This window comes from Polaromonas sp. P3_B4, assembly GCF_056402835.1.
In genome coordinates, this window is the sequence record NZ_JBFUGQ010000002.1 from 16,712 (window position 1) to 35,326 (window position 18,615).

General features: G+C 61.9%; 16 protein-coding genes, 1 tRNA gene and 1 pseudogene. 14 read left to right on the forward strand and 4 right to left on the reverse strand.

Features of this window, described 5'->3' with window-relative positions:
• The first annotated feature begins 67 nt into the window (after positions 1-67).
• The 6 genes from rsmB (at position 68) to AC1DVV_RS17015 (ending at position 6,509) form a co-directional block, all read left to right on the forward strand.
• Positions 68-1,516, forward strand: coding sequence for a 16S rRNA (cytosine(967)-C(5))-methyltransferase RsmB (rsmB, locus tag AC1DVV_RS16990; protein ID WP_477666886.1), 1,449 nt, complete (start codon positions 68-70; stop codon positions 1,514-1,516).
• Complete coding sequence (locus tag AC1DVV_RS16995) at positions 1,497-2,159, forward strand: DUF4390 domain-containing protein (RefSeq protein ID WP_457282634.1); 663 nt, start codon at positions 1,497-1,499, stop codon at positions 2,157-2,159. Before rsmB ends, AC1DVV_RS16995 begins: the two co-directional genes overlap by 20 nt.
• Positions 2,156-4,462: an ATP-binding protein gene (locus AC1DVV_RS17000; protein WP_457282635.1), complete on the forward strand. Its 2,307-nt coding sequence runs from the start codon at positions 2,156-2,158 to the stop codon at positions 4,460-4,462. Before AC1DVV_RS16995 ends, AC1DVV_RS17000 begins: the two co-directional genes overlap by 4 nt.
• Positions 4,463-4,529: 67 nt before the next feature.
• A complete protein-coding gene (locus AC1DVV_RS17005; RefSeq protein WP_457282636.1) occupies positions 4,530-5,210 on the forward strand; it encodes a response regulator in 681 nt (226 codons plus the stop codon).
• A gap of 58 nt (positions 5,211-5,268) precedes the next feature.
• A tRNA-Phe gene (locus AC1DVV_RS17010) sits at positions 5,269-5,344 on the forward strand.
• Positions 5,345-5,417: 73 nt separating this feature from the next.
• A complete protein-coding gene (locus AC1DVV_RS17015; RefSeq protein ID WP_477666884.1) occupies positions 5,418-6,509 on the forward strand; it encodes an acyltransferase family protein in 1,092 nt (363 codons plus the stop codon).
• Between the two features lie 103 nt (positions 6,510-6,612).
• On the opposite strand, the gene AC1DVV_RS17020 is transcribed toward AC1DVV_RS17015, so the two are convergent.
• On the reverse strand, positions 6,613-7,380 hold the full coding sequence (locus tag AC1DVV_RS17020) for an SDR family NAD(P)-dependent oxidoreductase (RefSeq protein ID WP_457282637.1): 768 nt from the start codon (positions 7,378-7,380) through the stop codon (positions 6,613-6,615).
• 149 nt (positions 7,381-7,529) lie between these two features.
• Entirely contained in the window at positions 7,530-8,222 is a 693-nt protein-coding gene (locus tag AC1DVV_RS17025; RefSeq protein WP_457282638.1) for a FadR/GntR family transcriptional regulator, read from the reverse strand.
• A gap of 124 nt (positions 8,223-8,346) precedes the next feature.
• On the opposite strand from AC1DVV_RS17025, the gene AC1DVV_RS17030 reads away from it, so the two are divergent.
• The 7 genes and pseudogenes from AC1DVV_RS17030 (at position 8,347) to AC1DVV_RS17060 (ending at position 14,859) form a co-directional block, all read left to right on the forward strand.
• Positions 8,347-8,757, forward strand: a complete 411-nt coding sequence (locus tag AC1DVV_RS17030) for a helix-turn-helix domain-containing protein (RefSeq protein WP_477666883.1) — start codon at positions 8,347-8,349, stop codon at positions 8,755-8,757.
• 66 nt (positions 8,758-8,823) lie between these two features.
• A pseudogene (locus AC1DVV_RS17035) lies at positions 8,824-8,976 on the forward strand (dehydrogenase); the annotation flags it as partial.
• 253 nt (positions 8,977-9,229) lie between these two features.
• The gene (locus AC1DVV_RS17040; RefSeq protein WP_457282640.1) at positions 9,230-10,333 is read left to right on the forward strand and encodes a sugar ABC transporter substrate-binding protein; all 1,104 of its coding nucleotides are present in this window, start codon (positions 9,230-9,232) and stop codon (positions 10,331-10,333) included.
• Positions 10,334-10,407: 74 nt separating this feature from the next.
• Positions 10,408-11,943 carry a sugar ABC transporter ATP-binding protein gene (locus AC1DVV_RS17045; protein WP_477701923.1) on the forward strand — a complete coding sequence of 512 codons (1,536 nt, stop codon included), beginning with the start codon at positions 10,408-10,410 and terminating at the stop codon, positions 11,941-11,943.
• Positions 11,940-12,923: an ABC transporter permease gene (locus tag AC1DVV_RS17050; protein WP_457282642.1), complete on the forward strand. Its 984-nt coding sequence runs from the start codon at positions 11,940-11,942 to the stop codon at positions 12,921-12,923. Before AC1DVV_RS17045 ends, AC1DVV_RS17050 begins: the two co-directional genes overlap by 4 nt.
• On the forward strand, positions 12,923-13,909 hold the full coding sequence (locus AC1DVV_RS17055; protein ID WP_477689797.1) for an ABC transporter permease: 987 nt from the start codon (positions 12,923-12,925) through the stop codon (positions 13,907-13,909). Before AC1DVV_RS17050 ends, AC1DVV_RS17055 begins: the two co-directional genes overlap by 1 nt.
• A 2-nt stretch (positions 13,910-13,911) precedes the next feature.
• The gene (locus AC1DVV_RS17060; RefSeq protein ID WP_477689798.1) at positions 13,912-14,859 is read left to right on the forward strand and encodes an SMP-30/gluconolactonase/LRE family protein; all 948 of its coding nucleotides are present in this window, start codon (positions 13,912-13,914) and stop codon (positions 14,857-14,859) included.
• Positions 14,860-14,943: 84 nt separating this feature from the next.
• On the opposite strand, the gene AC1DVV_RS17065 is transcribed toward AC1DVV_RS17060, so the two are convergent.
• Positions 14,944-15,921 (reverse strand): ABC transporter substrate-binding protein, encoded by a 978-nt coding sequence (locus AC1DVV_RS17065; protein WP_457282645.1) that lies wholly within the window; start codon positions 15,919-15,921, stop codon positions 14,944-14,946.
• An 86-nt stretch (positions 15,922-16,007) separates the two neighbouring features.
• A complete protein-coding gene (locus tag AC1DVV_RS17070; protein ID WP_457282646.1) occupies positions 16,008-17,006 on the reverse strand; it encodes an NAD-dependent epimerase/dehydratase family protein in 999 nt (332 codons plus the stop codon).
• A gap of 626 nt (positions 17,007-17,632) precedes the next feature.
• Between AC1DVV_RS17070 and AC1DVV_RS17075 the strand changes: the two genes are divergently transcribed.
• Positions 17,633-18,595 (forward strand): amidohydrolase family protein, encoded by a 963-nt coding sequence (locus AC1DVV_RS17075; RefSeq protein ID WP_477666880.1) that lies wholly within the window; start codon positions 17,633-17,635, stop codon positions 18,593-18,595.
• Positions 18,596-18,615: the final 20 nt, after the last annotated feature.

An 18,615-nucleotide genomic window follows, 5' to 3' on the forward strand; every position in this document is an offset into this window, starting at 1 on the left:
CGCGGCGGGGACTTGCTACTGGTCTAATACAGGTTGCCGTCCCCTTCGGGCGGTATCCGTGAGACAAATGCAAGACAACCCGACCCAAGTCCCCCTGTGGCGCCAGCTTCAGGGCGCTGCTTCCCTTTTAATGGCCGTGCGTGATGGCCAGTCCATGACCGCCGCGCTGGAAGATGTGGATGCCGCGTTGCGGCCCGGCGTCCAGGCGCTGGGTTTTCACACGCTGCGCTGGCTGGGCCGCGCCGAGGCCTTGCGCCAGCAACTGGCGCGCCGCCCGCCGCCGCCCGAGGCAGATGCGTTGCTGTGTGTCGCCCTCGCCTTGGCCTGGAACGAAATCGATGTCAGCTGGCCGGAACAATTTTCCGGCGGGCCGCCCCCAGGAAAATTAGCCCCTTCTTCTTCTGAATGGGGCAGCGCACCGCCGAAGGCCCGCGAAGCGACAAGCGCGGGGGCCAGATACACGGCACACACGTTGGTCGACCAGACCGTTGAAGCCGCCAAGCGCGGCGACGCCACACAGCACCAGGCCAGCTTTATCAATGGGTGCCTGCGCCGGTTCTTGCGCGAACGCGAGGAGCTGGTGGCACGCACCGAGAAAAGCCCGCAGGCCGTGTGGAACCATCCCCAGTGGTGGATAGACCGGGTGCGCAAGGACCACCCCGGGGACTGGCAGGCCATACTGCAGGCCAACAATACCCAGGCACCGCTGATCTTGCGCATTAATGAGCGAAAAACGACTCAAGCCCAATACCAGCATGCGCTGGCAGCTATCAATATTGAAGCAACACCGGTCGGCAGGCAGGGAGTCATCCTCGCCCGTGCGCAGGCCGTGAGCTCGTTGCCGGGCTTTGCGGAAGGGCATTTTTCGGTTCAGGACGCCGCGGCGCAGCTGGCTGCGCCTTTGCTTCTGGATGGTTTGAAAGCCGAGGGCGGTGAAGCCGGGAGGCTGAAAGTGCTGGATGCCTGTGCTGCACCGGGCGGCAAAACCGCTCACCTGCTTGAACTGGCCGATTGCGACGTGACAGCGCTGGACATTGATGCGCGCCGCTGCGAGCGCGTGAAGCAGAATCTGCACCGCCTGGGTCTGCAGGCTGACATCCGTGTCGGCGATGCCGGCCAGCCTGATTCCTGGTGGGATGGGCAGGCATTCGACGCGATCCTGCTGGATGCACCCTGTACGGCTTCGGGCATCGTGCGGCGCCACCCGGATGTACGCTGGCTGCGCCGGCCCACGGACATCACCCAATTGGCCGACATCCAGGCGCATTTGCTTAAAACGCTCTGGCTTTTGCTCAAGCCCGGCGGGCGCCTGCTGTATTGCACCTGTTCAGTTTTTCGCGCGGAAGGCGACAACCAGATACAAACGTTTCTTACGCACCACACCGACGCCTTATTAAAGCCTTCGCCGGGGCATTTGCTCCCCCAAAGTGGCGTCGGAGCGACGGTCTTCCCGGACAATTTGATGCGTGAACACGACGGTTTCTATTACGCCCTCCTTGAAAAACGCAGCCGCTGACAGCTGGCGGCGTGCGGTGGGCATCATGGGGCGTTTTCTGCCAGGGCTGTGCCTTTGCATCGCGATGGCCGCACCGGGACCGGCGTTGGCCACCGAGATCACGCAGCTGCGCGTGGAGCGCGGTGACGATGGTGTTCACCTGTCCGCGCAGGTCCGGTTTGAGCTTCCGGCGGTCGTGGAAGACGCCCTGCTCAAGGGGATCCCGATGTTTTTTGTGGTCGAAGCCGACATTTACCGCGACCGCTGGTACTGGACGGACCCGCGCGTGGCCAGTGCGGCCCGCACCGTTCGCCTGGCATACCAGCCATTGACCCGCCGCTGGCGCGTCAACATTGCTTCGGGCCTCATCACCAGTTCGGCGGGCCTGCGCGCCACACTGAACCAGAATTACGAGACCCTTCCCGAGGCCCTGTCTGCCATCCAGCGCGTGGCGCGCTGGAAAATCGCCGATGCGGCCGAGGTCGACCCCGACGCCGCCCACAAGCTTGATTTCAGTTTCAGGCTCGACCTGACGCAGCTGCCGCGCCCCTTCCAGATCGGGGTAGCCGGGCAAAAAGACTGGAATATCTCCGCGCAGGTCAGGGAGCGGCTGAAACTGGAGCCCGCCACGCCTGTGGTCTCCAGCGCCGAGGGCGTCAAGTGAACCTGCAGGTCAGCGGCGGCTCCCTCAAGAGCAGCAAGGCTTTTCGCTGGACGGTCGGTGTCGGGGTGGGGGCCATCGCGGCGCTCGGCCTGGTGCTGATGTTCCTGCTGACGCAGGCCACCGGCAATCGCGAGCTGTACGAGCGCAATTACGCACTGCTCTTTGTGCTCAACGTGGCCGTTGCCGGCTTGCTGCTGCTGGTCATCGGATGGATTGTGGCGCGCCTTGCACTGCGGCTGTACCGCGGCCGCTTCGGCAGCCGGCTGCTGGTCAAGCTGGCCGCCATCTTTGCGCTGGTCGGCCTCATGCCGGGGCTGATGATTTATGTGGTGTCCTACCAGTTTGTGTCGCGGTCGATTGAAAGCTGGTTTGACGTGGAAGTGGAGGGGGCGCTGGCGGCCGGGTTGAACCTGGGCCGGGCCACGCTGGACACCTTGGCCGCCGACCTTGGCAACAAGACACGACAGGCCGCCACCCAAATTTCCGAGACGCCGGACGCCATGGCTGGCCTCGCACTTGAACGCCTGCGCGACCAGCTCCAGGCCAGCGATGTGGTGCTCTGGAGCCCCTCGGGCCAGGTGATCGCCAGCGCAGGTGAGTCGCGATTTCTGCTGAAACCCGAACGCCCTTCGGTGCAGCAACTGCGCGCAGCACGCACACAGCGCGTCGTCACGCAGATTGAAGGCCTCGATGAGGTGGTGTCTGCCGGCAACGGCGAGCTGGCCGCAGGTGGGGCTGCCGGTACCGCGCCGGGGGCCGTTGCGCGGGTCAAGGCGATTGCCGTGGTGAACAACCCCAATGTGAACGTGCTGGGCGACGCGCGGTTTTTGCAGGTGACCCAGCTGCTGCCTGAGGGCCTGGTGGCCAATGCTGTCGCCGTCCAGGAAGCTAACCGCGAATACCAGGAGCGCGCGCTGGCACGCGGAGGCCTGCGCAAGATGTATATAGGCACACTCACGCTCAGCTTGTTCCTGGCCGTATTCGGTGCGGTACTGCTGGCCGTGGTGCTGGGCAACCAGCTGGCCAAGCCGCTGCTGGTGCTGGCGGAGGGCGTGCGCCAAGTGGCCCAGGGCGACTTGACACCCAAGGCCGCCCTGCAGGGCAAGGACGAGCTGGGCGGGCTCACGCGTTCTTTTGCCGACATGACACAGCAGCTGGCCGATGCCCGCTCGGCAGTGCAGCAAAGCATGAGCCAGGTTGATGCCGCGCGCGCCAACCTGCAGACCATTCTGGACAACCTCACCGCCGGCGTGATCGTGCTGGATGTGCATGGCCGCATCCAGTCCAGCAACCCTGGGGCTACCCGCATCCTGCGTGCGCCGCTGGCGGCATACCACGGAAAATCGCTGGGCGAAGTGCCAGGCCTGGGCCTGTTTGCCAAAGATGTGCTGGCCCAGTTCACCGATTACCTCAGCGATGGTGCGCCGCACGGGCTTGAGCATTGGCAGCAGTCTTTTGAGCTCAACGCGGCCGTGCCCGGTGCGCCCGACAACGCCATCACGCTGATCGCCCGTGGCGCCAAGATGCCGGGCACCGAAGAGTTTTTGCTGGTGTTTGACGATGTTTCCGAAATGGTGTCGGCCCAACGCGCGCAGGCCTGGGGCGAGGTGGCGCGCCGCCTGGCCCACGAGATCAAGAATCCGCTCACGCCGATCCAGCTGTCGGCTGAGCGCCTCGAAATGAAACTCACCGGCAAGGTCGGCGAACCCGAGCAGCTGTTGCTCACCAAATCCGTCAAAACCATCGTCGACCAGGTCGACGCGATGAAGCGGCTTGTGAATGAATTCCGCGACTACGCCCGCCTGCCGGCAGCCGAACTCAAGCCTGTTGACCTCAATGCATTGATCAACGATGTGATGCAGCTCTACCTCAGTGACGATCACAGCGAACTGCGCAGCGGCAGTGCCGCGGTTCCGGTCGTTACAGAGCTGGACCCCAAGGCCCCGAAAATCCAGGGCGACGATCAGCAGCTGCGCCAGGTCATCCACAACCTGCTGCAGAACGCCCAGGATGCGCAGGAAGGCAAGGAGGACGGACGGGTTACGCTCAAGACCGAATACTCTGAAACGTCCAGGCGTGTGCGTCTGACGGTGCGCGACAACGGAACGGGCTTCCCCGAACATATCCTTAAACGCGCGTTCGAGCCCTACGTCACGACCAAGGTAAAGGGCACGGGTCTGGGGCTCGCGGTCGTCAAAAAAATTGCAGATGAACACGGAGCCCGTATCGATATTTCAAATCGCGTAGCAGACGGTTTGGTGCAAGGGGCACAAGTGTCGTTATCATTTGCAGTTGTGGCTTAACAACACATTCAGTAACACTTCGATATCCGCACGGCATTCGCAATAACAGGCAGGCAGCAATTCAATCATGGCAAATATTCTGGTGGTCGACGACGAGCTGGGCATACGCGACCTTCTCTCAGAAATTCTTAATGACGAAGGGCATCAGGTCGAGCTCGCCGAGAACGCCGCTCAGGCCCGCGCCGCCCGCGGACGTTCCAGGCCCGACCTCGTGCTACTGGACATCTGGATGCCCGACACTGACGGCGTGACGCTGCTCAAGGAGTGGTCTTCCAGTGGCTTGCTGACCATGCCCGTCATCATGATGAGCGGCCACGCCACGATCGATACGGCAGTCGAGGCTACCAAGATCGGTGCCATGGCGTTTCTTGAGAAACCCATCACCCTGCAAAAACTCCTGAAGGCCGTGGAGCAGGGCCTCACCAAGGCAGCTCCCCGCAAACCCGCCGTAATGAACAGCAGCCCCGCGGCACACGCAGCCGACCTCACGGTAGAAGCCGTGATGACCGGCGGGACCTTGCCGACACCCGTCGACCTGGGTCCTCAGGCCACACAAAGCTTTTTGCTTGAAAAGCCCCTGCGCGATGCACGTGACGAATTTGAAAAAGCCTACTTCGAATTTCATTTGGCCAAGGAAGGCGGCTCCATGACCCGTGTGGCGGAGAAAACCGGCCTTGAGCGTACCCACCTCTACCGAAAGCTCAAGCAACTCGGCGTGGATCTGACCCGCGGCAAACGCGGCGTCTGACTCGCCGGCCCCCAGCGGGCCGGGCCTCCCTTTCTGGTGATATATAATCTGAGGCTCAGGCCCGGTAGCTCAGTCGGTAGAGCAGAGGATTGAAAATCCTTGTGTCGGTGGTTCGATTCCGCCCCAGGCCACCATATTCCATGCGCCCCAGCGCCCTTTTAGGGTTCTGGGGCGTTTCTACAATTCTTGTAGGTTTTCTACAATCCCATGACTTCCAGGTTGTTCGGTGTTAGCTTGGAAAGCTTCAAAGCAACCTTCGACCTGGAAAGGTCGCGCATAGGATCAGTGGATGGTTTACGGGCGTTGGCAATACTGATGGTATTCAACGTCCATTTTTTTGGCTTCTATTCCGCCCAAAACTACTTCCTGGCCAACGACAGTCTGCTGAGCAGGGTGATTGGCATCCTTCGCGCAGGGCATTTGGGTGTTGATCTGTTTTTTGTGATCAGCGGATATTTAATCTATCTGAGCATTCGCGGTAAGCGCCAAGGGTTTTCATTCTTTAAAAAACGCGCACTTCGGTTGCTTCCTGTTCATGTCCTTGTTTGCCTCTACGTTGCAACCGGTACCACAGGAATCAGCATTGGAATTGTGGCGTTGAATGCCAGTTTTCTTGCCCCCCTATTTGGAGTACCACTACTTAACGATGTAACGTGGTCATTAACATGGGAATGGCTTTTTTACCTGTTCATTTTTGCAGCGGCGGCACTGAACTTTAAAAACGAGATTTGGTTGATTGTCACGGTAGCTCTACTTGCAGCCAGTTTCCCATATCTGGCACGTGAAGTCATTGGCTGGCCAGTGTTTTTCCAACCGGAGCGATTCATTGGATTTTTGTTTGGTGTCGCCCTGGTCTTGTTTCAAAGGTTTAAGGAGTCAATTGTCCAGTCGGCTGTCTGGCAGGCTGCAGTAGGCACGTCATTTTTGGGCATTTTGATTTTGCAAATAATTTGGTCTCTTTGGAGCGGACGAATTGTGACTTATCCTTTTCAAGCAGGTTTTTACATAATTGCGGGTATTTTTTTTACCGTCATTTTGCAAGCTTGCTTACAGGAAGGAAGTAAAGTGCAGCGGTTTTTTGCTCATACATTGTTGCGCTTCATTGGGAAAATCAGCTACTCTTTTTACATCATTCACGCGATAGTAATCGGCACTTTTCTTAACCGCTTTTCGCCCGCTGATTCAATCGGCATGGTGTTTTTTTATTACGCCGTGGTTCTATGCGCCGTCATAATTTTGGCTAGTGGACTGTATTACCTGCTTGAAAAACCATACTTCAATAGAGCCGTTGAAGGCTGAGTTTCGATTTTGGCGATGATGACAAGCCTGCTGGCGTCCGGTTTCACCCGCGTTCCCGTTCGGGCTTTCAACGGAACTCAACAGCCTTCGAGTGGCCCGTCGCTCATGTCCAGCCTCCATCGATGACCAGGTCCTGCGCCGTCATCATTTCACTGTCATCGGAAGCCAGGAACATTGCTGCCTTCGCAATATGTTCAGGCATCAAATCCCCCGGCAGGCATTGCGCACGGGCCAGGTCTGCCTTGGACTCGGGTGTGACCCACAGCCGCAACTGTTTTTCCGTCATGGTCCAACCCGGCACCAGGGTGTTCACCCGAATGCGGAAGGGCCCGAAGTCTCGCGCCAGGCTCCTGGTGAGCCCTTGCACGGCCGCCTTGCAGGTGGTGTAAACCGGCATGCCGCCTTGCTTGAGCATCCAGCTGACCGAGCCGAAGTTGACGATGGAGCCACCGCCCAGCGCTTTCATGTCCGGCGCGACTTCCTGTGCCGCGAAGAACTGGTGCTTCAGGTTCACGGCGACACCCGCGTCCCAGGATTGCGGTGTCGTGTCCTCGATCAGGTGTCGCTCGTCGTTGGCCGCGTTGTTCAGCAACACCCGGATCGGCCCGATCTGGGAGCGAAGCACTTTGATCGCCTGGCGCATTTCGTCAGTGTCGGTGACGTCGCTGCGCATGAAATGCACGCGCTTGCCGAGCTCCTTCGCCACACTTGCCTGAAGGGCGAGTGCGTTGTCCACGTCGATGTCGATGAACCCGACCTTCGCATCTTGCGCTGCGAACTGCCGCACCAAGGTGGCACCGATGCCGGTCGACCCCCCGGTGATGAGGACGGACCGGTCTTTCAGGCTGGGATAGCGAGTTTGCATGTTCATGTGAATCGTCTCCTAAATTGCGATGTGCAGCGGCGGGGGGCACGCGCGATGCTAGGCTCGACTCGGGCCCGGCACCAATTCAATTTCCGGTGCGAGCGATAGCAATCCGCGCATCGTGCGCTCATGGATGCACACCTCAGGGGACGGGGTCAGTCCCCCACCCAACGCAGCTCGGAGGCGCGCAGATGGGCGAGCATGGCAGCCTGTGCGGCTATCGGATCGCGTGCATCCAGAGCGCTGAGAATAGCTTCATGTTCCTTCAGCGCAGCCTTCCAGGTGCGTGGGTTCTCGTATTTCGAAGACAGCTTGGCCGAGATCGGGCTGTGCCGTTCATCGAACAACTCGGCGATGATGCGGGCCATAACCGAATTACCACTCATCTGCGTGAGCGTCATGTGAAAGCGTCGATCAAGATCCAGCGGGGCGCGGTTGCGATCCGTTTCAGCCCTCATTCTCGTGACGATCGTCCTAAGCTGCTTGAGCTGCTCAGGGGTGCCGCGCGCGCAGGCAAGGATCACCACCGCGCTCTCCAGGGCGGAGCGCGTCTGCATCAGTTCCCTTGGGCTCTCGCCGAGTGCGGGTGTGGCCTTCCCGGAAGTGCGTTTAGGTTGAGGGCAGACGTAGACACCCGAGCCGCCACGGATCTCGACACTGCTCTGGACGTCCAGGGCAATCAATGCCTCGCGCAGCGAAGGGCGGGACACGCCCAGGAGCAATGCCAGCTCGCGCTCGGCCGGCAGACGGTCGCCGACCTGGAACGATCCTTTGGCGATCAATTCCCTGATCTGATCGGCGATCTGCTGATACAGGCGGCGGGGTTCGGCAGGCTTGGTAACTCTCATGACGGGGAAGGTGTAACGAAAGGATCATACCGTCGGGCGGTGCCCCTGCGTGGCCATGGCCGGTAAGTTGTGGTGGAAAAACCTTGTCTGGTCAGACCAAAATTGGTACATTCAAAAAATTGGCATGACCAAATTTATCAACCTTCAACGCTTCGATCTCGCTTCGATCCGGCTCGTGGTGCTTTGCGCCGAGTCCGGTTCATTGTCGGAAGCTGCGCGTCGCTGCCACTTGTCCCTGTCGGGCGCCAGCCACCGGCTGAAAGCTTTCGAGGACGCGGTCGGGGAGCCCGTCTTCCAGCGCCACCGCCGGGGACTGCGCATCACCATCCGTGGGCGCCACGTGGTGTACTGCGGCATGCAGCTTCTGGACTGGGTCGACCGCCTGGCCGGGCCGGCCTTGTTTGATGGCGAGATGCCGGAACGAATTTTGAACGGAGTATCAGAGGCTGCGAAAGTACCGCTTCCGCTGCTGGGAGTCTCCCCAGGTTTTCCGAGATTCGAAAGCTCGCTGCCGAGAGTGGTCAGTCCAAATTAGCAAATATATCGTTACCGGCCTGACCCCTGCACAAGGCCAATCATGCTGACGTGATCCGTGAAGGAACGCGGATTCCGGTTCCTCGCCCACGATGGAAAGTACGTCCTCGTTTCCATCGTCCGCGACAGTATTACTCTCTCCGATCCTGAGTTCCACAAGCGCGAAGCCACGTTACTTGGCGGCCGCAACGCGACGGTCGAGGATTTCCGGACTGTCATGTCGCCCCGCTCCTGGAGCTCGCCGTCCGTGTTGGCGTCGCAGGCAGGCTGACCCGCCTGCGGCGCCTTGGGCCCTGAGGGGCGATGCAGCCTTCGAAGCGGCGCAAGTCAAGGGAAAGCCCTGATGCGGTCCGTTATGGCCAGACCAAAAATGAATTGGTTAAGTTTTGGCCTGGCCAAATGCTTCGCGCAATCCTGCGCCGTTGTCAGCTCGCCGGCTTCAGAGACCGGCTTACTCTAAACAGGAGACAAGCATGCAAACGAGACGAGATATTCTGGCCGCGGGCGCGGCCGCAACACTGGCCGGCCTGGGCGCGCCGGCGCTGGCGCAGACCTACGAGCCGGCCTGCTTCAAGCCGTTCTCCGGCAACACCAAGACCATCCAGTATCCGGCCAAGAAGGGGCCGTACCGTATCGCGCTGGCCAATGGTTATGCCGGCAACAGCTGGCGCATCCAGATGATCAAGTCGCTGAAGGCTTATGCAGCAACGCCGGAGATGAAGCAGCACATCAAGGAGCTGAAGGTCGTGTCCACCGGCACGGACGTGGCTGCGCAACTGGGTGCCATCGACAACTTCATCAATGCGGGCTTCGACGCCATCCTCACGATCGCGGTGTCGCCCACCTCGTTCAAGCCGGTGATCAAGCGCGCCAAGGAGGCCGGTGTCGTGCTGATCCCGTTCGACAATGTGCTCGACACCGACGAGGTGATTCAGGTGAACGAAGACCAGCTGGAGATGGGCCGCCTGATGGGCCGCTGGCTGGAGAAAAATGGCGTGACCAGCGGCAAGGTGCTGGAGATCCGCGGCCTGCCGGGCAACTCGGTGGACCGCGACCGCCACCTGGGTTTCCGCGAGATCATGGACAAGCACAAGCAGGTCCAGATCATCGAAGTGGTGGGCAACTGGGACGATGGCACTTCGCAGAAGGTAGCGGCCGACGCGATTGCCGTGCATGGCCGCTTCAACGGCATCTACACGCAGGCTGGATCCAACGGCACCATTCGTGCGCTGATCGAGGCCAAGCACCCGTTCGTGCCGATCGGTGCGGAAGGGGAAAATGGCTTTCGCAAGATGGTCTATCAGCACCATAAGGACGGCCTCAAAGGCGCTTCGGCCGCGCAGTCGCCTGGCCTGGTCTCCGTGGCCCTGAAGGCGGCCATCGCCGCACTGCAAGGCCAAAAGCTGCCGCAGTACATCTCGGTGCCCATTCCCTACGTGGAATACCAGAACATGGCACCCGGCAAGAACTTCTACCCGGATTTGCCCGACACCTTCTACGTGGCCAACGAGTTTCCGCCTTGCAACATCAACCTGACGGCGCCGGACATCATGAAGCAGAGCGAGGGAAATACCTGAGATCAGCCTTGGAGTTTTAACGCCGGGCTGTGTGGCCGCGCCCGGCTTTTTCCTGTTTGGAGGCTTTTCTTTTCGTGACCCAGAAACTCTTGCTCGAACTCCAGGGCATCACCAAGCACTACGGCGGCGTATGTGCGCTTGACAGCGCGGACTTTGCTTGTACGGCAGGTGAAATCCACGCTGTTCTGGGCGAGAACGGTGCCGGCAAGTCGACCTTGATCAAGATCATCGCCGGCGTCGTTCAGCCCGACGCGGGTCGCATCCTGCTGGACGGCAAGGAACTGCGGCTGGACTCTCCGAACGCCGCGCGCGAGCGCGGCATCGTCTGCGTGTTCCAGGAACTGTCGCTGGTCCCGGACTTGTCCGTGTGCGACAACATTTTCCTGTCCAGGCCCCCGATGAAGTACGGCCTGATCGACGCCAGGACTCAGCAAGAGCGAGCTACCGAGCTACTCTCCTTGCTGGGTTGCGGCGACATCCATCCCATGGACCGCGTGCGCGACCTGCCGCTATCCCGCCGGCAGGTCGTCGAAATTGCCAAGGCGCTAGGTGCGCAGCCGCGCCTGCTCATCCTGGACGAGGCGACCTCCGCCCTCAGCAGCGAAGACGTGGAACGCCTGTACCGCCTGCTCTTCAGTCTGCGAGACCAGGGCGTCGCAGCGCTGTTCATCTCGCACCGCATGCACGAGGTCAAGGCGCTCGCTGGTACCTGTTCGGTCTTTCGCAGTGGTCGCCGCGTCGACACGTTTGCCAACGGCACGCGGACCGACGCTGAAGTGGTGCAACTCATGATCGGTCGTGACGTCGCCAAGTCGTACCCGCCCAAGACCGGTCCGGCCACGGATGCGCGACCGGCTGTCACGGTCAAGTCCTTGAGCTGGGAGCCCAGCCTCCGGGACATTTCGCTGGAGATTCTGCGAGGCGAGATCGTCGGCCTGGGAGGGCTGGACGGACAGGGGCAGCGCGAATTGCTGCTGGCGCTTTTCGGCGTGCTTAAGGGTGTGCACGGCGAAATCGAGGTTTTTGGTCAACCGGTCACCAATCTGGCGCCACACATATGCAAGCAACCCGGGCTGGGGATTGCCCTCATCCCGGAGGATCGCAAGACCGAAGGGTTGGTCTTGCCCATGAGTATCCGGGAGAATGCGAGCCTTGCCCGGCTGGAGGCGCTCACGCGCTACGGCTTGCTGAGCCCGGGGGGCGAGCAGGCGGCCGTGGCGCAGATGGTGGACAAGTTGCGCATCAAGATCGGTTCCGTGGAAGACCCGGTGCAGACCTTGTCCGGGGGCAACCAGCAGAAGGTGGTGATCGCCAAGTGGCTGATGACCCAGCCGCGCGTGCTCCTGCTGAACGATCCCACACGCGGCATCGATGTGGCCACCAAGCAGGAAATCTATGTCCTGTTGCGCCAGCTTGCTTCCCAGGGCGTGGCCATCCTGCTCTACTCCACCGACTACGAAGAACTGATCGGCCTGGCGGACCGCATCCTGATCATGTACGAAGGACGCATCGCGCGCACGCTTGTCGGGGAGGAGATCACCGAGCAGGCGATTGTGGCCTCATCCCTCAACGTATCCCTCGCTTCAACCGAACCGGAGGCCGTCACATGAACAGGGAAGAATGGCTGCGAGGGCTGCGCCGCAACAGTGGTCCGCTGAGTGCGCTGGTGGTGTTCATCCTGATGTTTTCGCTGTACCTGCTGGAGCATCCGCGCTCGATATCGGTCGGCATCGTCACCACGGCCTCGAACAAGGCGGCGCTGCTGGCCATCGTTGCGATGGCCCAGACCCTGCCTGTCATCACGCGCGGCCTGGACCTCTCCGTGGGGATGGTGATGGTGCTCACCAGTTGCCTGGCCTCCGTCGTGGTGAACGGTGCGCCTTGGCAAGTGGCACTCGGGGTGGTGCTGGTATTGGCCTCCGGGGCGGCGGCCGGTGCCCTGAATGGTGCAATCGTCGTATTCGGGCGCCTGCAGCCGATCATCGTCACGCTCGCCACGGGCGCAGTGTTCTTCGGCCTGGCCTTGCTGCTGCGTCCTGCGCCGGGCGGGGAGGTCAGCGAGGGCTTGTCAGACGCGCTGACCGGTCGTCTCTTCGGCACGATTCCCACAACGCTGGTGTTGCTGGCCGTGGTCATCGTGCTGGGCTGGATGCCCTTCAGGCGCACGGTCATCGGCCGCGCCTGTTATGCCGTGGGGTCGTCCGAGCAGGCGGCTTATCTTTCGGGCGTTCCGTCGCAGCGGGCCAAATTCATCGCGTACACCGCCGCGGGACTGCTTTCAGGGCTTGCCGGGTTGCTGCTGTCGCTGATCTCCCTGTCGGGCGAGGCCAGCTCGCCGCAGGCGGGCCTGTACACCCTCAATTCCATCGCGGCGGTCGTGATCGGCGGAACCTCGCTCTATGGGGGCGCAGGGGGCATGGTGGGATCGGTGTTGGGTGCCTTCGTGTTGCGCACCATTGGCGACCTGCTGTTCGTGTTCAATGCGCCTGCGCTTTGGCAGCCGCTGTTCGAAGGACTCATCCTTCTGGCTGCTGTGTGCGTCGGCGCGCTCCACGTGCTTCGCCTGCGAAACCGCCTGGACCTGTTCTGATGACCAGCCTCTCCGTTGACACTCCGCGCTCCTCCGCCACCAGCAAGCGTGTGTTCCAGCGACTGCTGTTGAATCCGCCGGCCATGGTGGCCCTGTGTTCGCTGGCCCTTCTGCTGGCCGCCAGCGTCGTCAACAGCAACTTCCTGATGCCGGGCTACCTGCTGCTGCAACTGCAGATCGCCGCCTTCCTTGGCATCACAGCCGCCGGGCTCATGGCCGTCATCCTGTTGGGCCACATTGACCTGTCGGTGCCCTGGACCATCACCACCGGGGCAATGATGGCCGCCGCCGCGGGCGCCACCTATGGCGCCGGCTGGGCGATCCCCGCAGGCATCGCCTGCGGCGCGTTGATCGGCCTGGTCAATGGGTTGGGGGTGGCGATCCTGCGCATCCCTTCGATGATTTTCACGCTGGGCGCGAACGCCGTGCTGCAGGGCCTGATGGTCCTTTACTCAGGCGGGCATGCACCGGTGCACGGCGCTACCGAGCTGATGCGTGCACTGGGCGTCGGCAGGACGTTTGGCGTGCCCAATGCCGTGTGGACCTGGGTGGCCGTCTCATTGCTGTTCTACCTGGTGCTGGCGCGCACTGCCATCGGCCGCTACGTGTACATCATCGGCAACACCGAGCGCGCCGCCTACCTGTCCGGCGTGCGCACCGGCAAAGTCATCGTGCTGTGCTTCGTGGCCTGCGGGGCTCTGGCAGCGCTCGCCGGCATACTGCTCGCCGGCTACTCGGCCAACGCCTACCAGGCCATGGGTGATCCCTACGTACTGCCCGCGATCGCCGCGGTCGTGCTGGGCGGCACCAACATCCTGGGCGGCCGCGGCAGCTACCTGGGCACCGTTGCAGGCGTAGTGTTCATCGTGCTGCTGCAAAGCGTGCTTGCGGTGCTGCAGATGCCCGAGGCGGGCCGCCAGATCATTTACGGCGCGCTGATCCTGTGCATGCTGCTGCTGTATGGCCGTTCGGCCAGGGTGAGGTGATCTTGGCTGACCGCTATGGCATCCGGGGCGATTTCCTGCTGCACGATGTGCGTTTTCGCGGACTGGTTCCGCCGAACGGGTTTGTAGAAAAGCTCTTCACCGGCACGCGTTGGGCGGAGGGCCCCGTGTATTTTCCGGCCGGCGACTTCCTGCTGTTCAGCGACATCCCCAACAACCGCGTCCTGCGGTGGGTGCCTGACGGCGCAGGCGAGGGCAACGTAGTAGAGTTTCGCAGGCCCTCCAACTTCGCCAACGGCCATACGCGTGATGGCGAAGGCCGCCTGATCAGCTGCGAGCATGGCACGCGCTGTGTCAGCCGCACCGAGCTCGATGGCAGGCGCATCGTGATCGCACGCGCCTTTGAAGGCAAGCGGCTGAACTCGCCGAATGACGCCGTTGTCGCGCCCGATGGCGCCGTGTGGTTCTCCGACCCGACCTACGGGATCCTGTCCGATTACGAGGGTTATGCGGCCGAGCCCGAGTACGGTGGCCGTTACGTGTTCCGGGTCGACGCCGGGAGCGGGCGAATGGAAGCTGCCGCCACGGACTTCGTGCAGCCCAATGGATTGGCGTTTTCTCCGGACGGCACCCTGCTGTATGTGGCGGATTCCGGGGCATCGCATGATCCGCAGGGGCCACGACACATTCGGGTGTTTGACGTGGCAGCCGGCGGCCGGCTGCGAGGCGGCGAAGTCTTCGCCACCGTGGATGCGGGCATACCGGACGGCCTTCGCGTAGACCTGCGCGGCAATGTGTGGACCAGCGCCGGAGACGGCGTGCATTGCTTCTCGCCGCGGGGCGAACTGCTCGGCCGGATCCTCGTTCCCGAGCCGGTGGCCAATGTAGAGTTCGGCGGGCCGCGAGGTAACCGCCTTTTCATCACGGCCACGACGTCGCTGTACGCCTGCTACCTGGCGACGTCTGGTGTCTGGGCACGCAGCCTGGTGTAGCTCACGACGTCGCGGCGACTCTGAGAATGATGAGCCGCAGCTGGGCCCGCCGCTGTGGCTTGCAGCGGGCCCCGACTGTCAGTGTCAATACTTGCGGTTCGGGAATTCCTTGGCAGCCACTTCGGCCGGGAACACGCCCTCGATCGACTTGATCCAGCGTGGCAGCGTTTGCCCCGAGGCGGCTTTGGCTGCCGCTTCCATCAGCTGGGGACCAAGCAGGGGGTTGCACTCCACGCTGACATTCATCTTGCCGGCGATCATCGCCTCGAAGGCGCCCTTGACCGCATCCACGCCGATTACCAGGATATCCTTGCCCGGCTTCAGGCCCGCTTCCTCGATGGCCTGAATCGCGCCGATGGCCATGTCGTCGTTGTGCGCGTACAGCACGTTGACCTTCTTGCCTTCAGCCTTGAGGAAGGCCTCCATGACTTCCTTGCCCTTGGCGCGGGTGAAGTCGGCGGTCTGCGAGCGGATGATCTTGTAGCGCGGATTGGCTTTGAGCCCTTCCTCGAAGCCTTTCTTCCGTTCGATCGCGGGATCGGAGCCCACGGTGCCCTGCAGTTCGACGATGTTCACGTCGCCCGTGGTGTTCTTGGTGTTATCAAGCAACCACTGGGCGGCGCGCCGGCCTTCCTCGACGAAGTCCGAACCCACGAAGGTGGTCCAGGTGGAGGGATCCTTCACCACCACACTGCGGCTTTCCAGAATGACGGGGATCTTGGCGGACTTGGCCTCCCGCAGCACGGTATCCCAGCCCGTCGTGACGAGCGGCGCGAGGATGATGACGTCCACCTTCTGGGCGATGAAGGACCGGATTGCCTTGATCTGGTTCTCCTGCTTCTGCTGTGCGTCAGAGAACTTCAGTTCATAGCCGGCCGCGCTGGCAGCGGCCTTGACGGAGTCCGTATTGGCTGTGCGCCACTCGCTTTCGGCGCCGGTCTGCGCGAAGCCGATCACCAGCTTCTTGCCTTTCGCCTGGCTCCAGGCCGGTGTCGCCCAAGCGTATGCCAGGCCGGCGGCCGCCATGATGGCGGCAAAGCTGCGTCGTTTCATCGGGTTCATCTTGTGTCTCCTGTCTTCGTATCTGTTCGATCGGGTGCAGCACTCTTGCCTTACTGACCGCCCGGTGCTGTGACGGGCGGCTGAACTCAGCCGGGATACCAGACCATGCGAGGGTCGTCGGGCGCTCGTTGGTACGTCCACGCGGACTCGACCATCCGGGCCATGTCGAACTGGGGGCGCCAGCCCAGCAGGAACTTCGCCTTGGTGTTGTCCAGCCACGTGGAGTGGTAGGGTGTGCGGACTGGCACGAGCGGCAGGCCCCGCGTGCGTGCCAGGTATGTCCCAAGCTCGCCATAGTCGAGTGGCTCGTCCATGCACACGTTCATCAGTTGCTGCCGGGCGCGTGGTGCGTCCAGGGCCAGCAAGATGGCATCCACAAGATCGCATACATGGACGAAGTTGCGCTTCACCGGTTGCCCATCCGGATCAAGCATCACCGGGACGGCGCCGCTGCGTACATGGTCGCGCGCTTCGCTCTGTGTCACCAGGTCCCGCCAGCGCGGGCCTCCGAACACGTCGTCGCCGAAGGACAAGGTGAAGCGGAAATCGTCTTTCTCCATGATCCAGGGTGCACGCAGGCAGCAGCCGTTCAGGTCATACTGGGCCTGGTACTGCTGGAGCATTACTTCTTCCAGTACTTTGGACAGGGCATAGCATCCAGGGTAGGCGGTATGCGGCTGGCTTTCTACCACCGGTACGGGGTGCGCGTAGTGGAAATGCCCGACAGCGGCGTCGCCGCCGACCAGCACGAATTGCCGGAAGGTGGTGCTTGTCCGGCAGCCCTCGAGCAACCAGAACATGCCCTTGACGGCGACATCCATCACCTCGTCCGGCGTTTCCTTGCTTGTGGCCAGGTGCAGCACGTGTGTCACGCCTTCGAGCGCGCGCTGCACGTCCGCGCGATCCTGAATGGAGCCCCGCACGCACTCCAGGCGTTCGCGGGGCTGCAACACACGGTTGTGGCAGAGCGCCCGCACGCGGAAGCGCTCGAGACTGGCGTCCTCCAGTACTCGCTGGATGAACGCGCGGCCCACCTTGCCGGTGGCACCCGTGACGAGAAGGAGTCCGGAAGAAGGTGGTTGCATTCGGGCCCTCTGAATGGCGCGGATGATAGCAAGCCGGCCCTGCTTTGGCGATCATGTTTTGGGCTTGATCCATACACGAATTCGTATGGGTTGCAACCTATATCGATTCCGGAGTTGTCCTCCTGGCTGTGCGCTTCAGAGGAGAAAAGACTTCGCTGCAAACGACATGGCGAAGCCGGCAGGAAAGAAAGTGGACTTGGCCTCGGGCGCGAGCCTTCACCGATTAGAGAGGGTGGCGGCTCTCTACGACGCCGGCGCCGTCCCTGTTTCTCGCCGGGTCACTGCGTTCGGGCGCTTGCACCGAGTGAAAACCACTTGCCGGGGAGGTGCCGGTTATTTCCGATCCATCGTTGCTTCTCTGTGGGCTTCGCGGGTCTGCGGTGTTGGTTGGTCAGGCCAATATTGACACATATGTAATATTGGTCTTACCCTGATCCGCGATCCTGCCGGAGACGTGTCACCGTCCAATGGCGTCTCGATCAGCGTCAACACTGTGTCAGCCATCACTGACTTACCGTATGACAGGGTTCGTTCCGGAACACCCATCAACCCGACAAGGAGGGGACCATGAAGGAGACAGTAAGCAAAGGCCTGAGGCACTGTGCGGCAGCAGCGGCGGCGCTGGCATGACGTGGCTCGCAACGGCGCGCGGGGGGCGTGGTGCCGTCGATCAGGCGCTGCAGGCTGCGATCGAATCCGCCGAACGCAACGCCTCGCCCGGCAAACGGCCCATCGTCGAGACACATATTCATTTCTGGCAGATGACGCGGCCCGGCGGTGTGCCATGGCCCACAGCGGCGGAAGGGCCGATCTTCCGCGACGTGCTGCCGCCGGAGTACAGCGCATTCGCCAGGTCCCAGGGCGTGGTGGCGGCCGGGATCGTGGAAGCGAGCGGCATTGTTCAGGACAACCAGTGGGTCCTCGACCTCACCAAAAACGATCCGTTTTACGCGTTCTTCGTCGGGAATCTCGAAATTGGCGCGCCGAACTTTTCCGCTGACCTCGCGCGTTTCGCAGCTGACCCGCGCTTTGTGGGAATCCGCGGCTATCTCACCGGCCCGGCTGAGGGCATCACGCTCAGCGCGGCACAGCTCACCAGCCTGCGCGACCTGGCAGCGCGCGGTATGACGCTCGACATCATCAGCCGGGGGACCAGGAACCCGAAGAGCCAGGTGCAGGCGCTTTGTACCGCGGTGCCCAATCTGCGCGTCATCATCGACCATTTGGGCGGCGCAACCGGGCCGGCGGTGGACCCCGCCTGGGCGTCCGACGTTCGTCACCTCGCCAGCGACTGCCCGAATCTGTACATGAAGTTTTCGTCGTTCTATGACATGTACGCTCCCGGCGACGTGGTTTTTCCGTCTCCCACCGACCTCGCTTCGTACAAGCCGCACTTCGACGTGCTGATGTCCGCGTTCGGCAAGGACCGCCTGATCTGGGGCAGCAACTGGCCGGTAATCACCCTGCACGGGACTTTCGAAGCCCAGATCGCTGTCGCCGAGGCGTATCTGGCCCCGTTCGGTGCCGGCGTGCGCGACAAAGTGATGTTCAAGAACGCCCTCGCGTTCTATCGCCGGCACAAGGCGTAGCGGACCAGAGAAACTGCCGG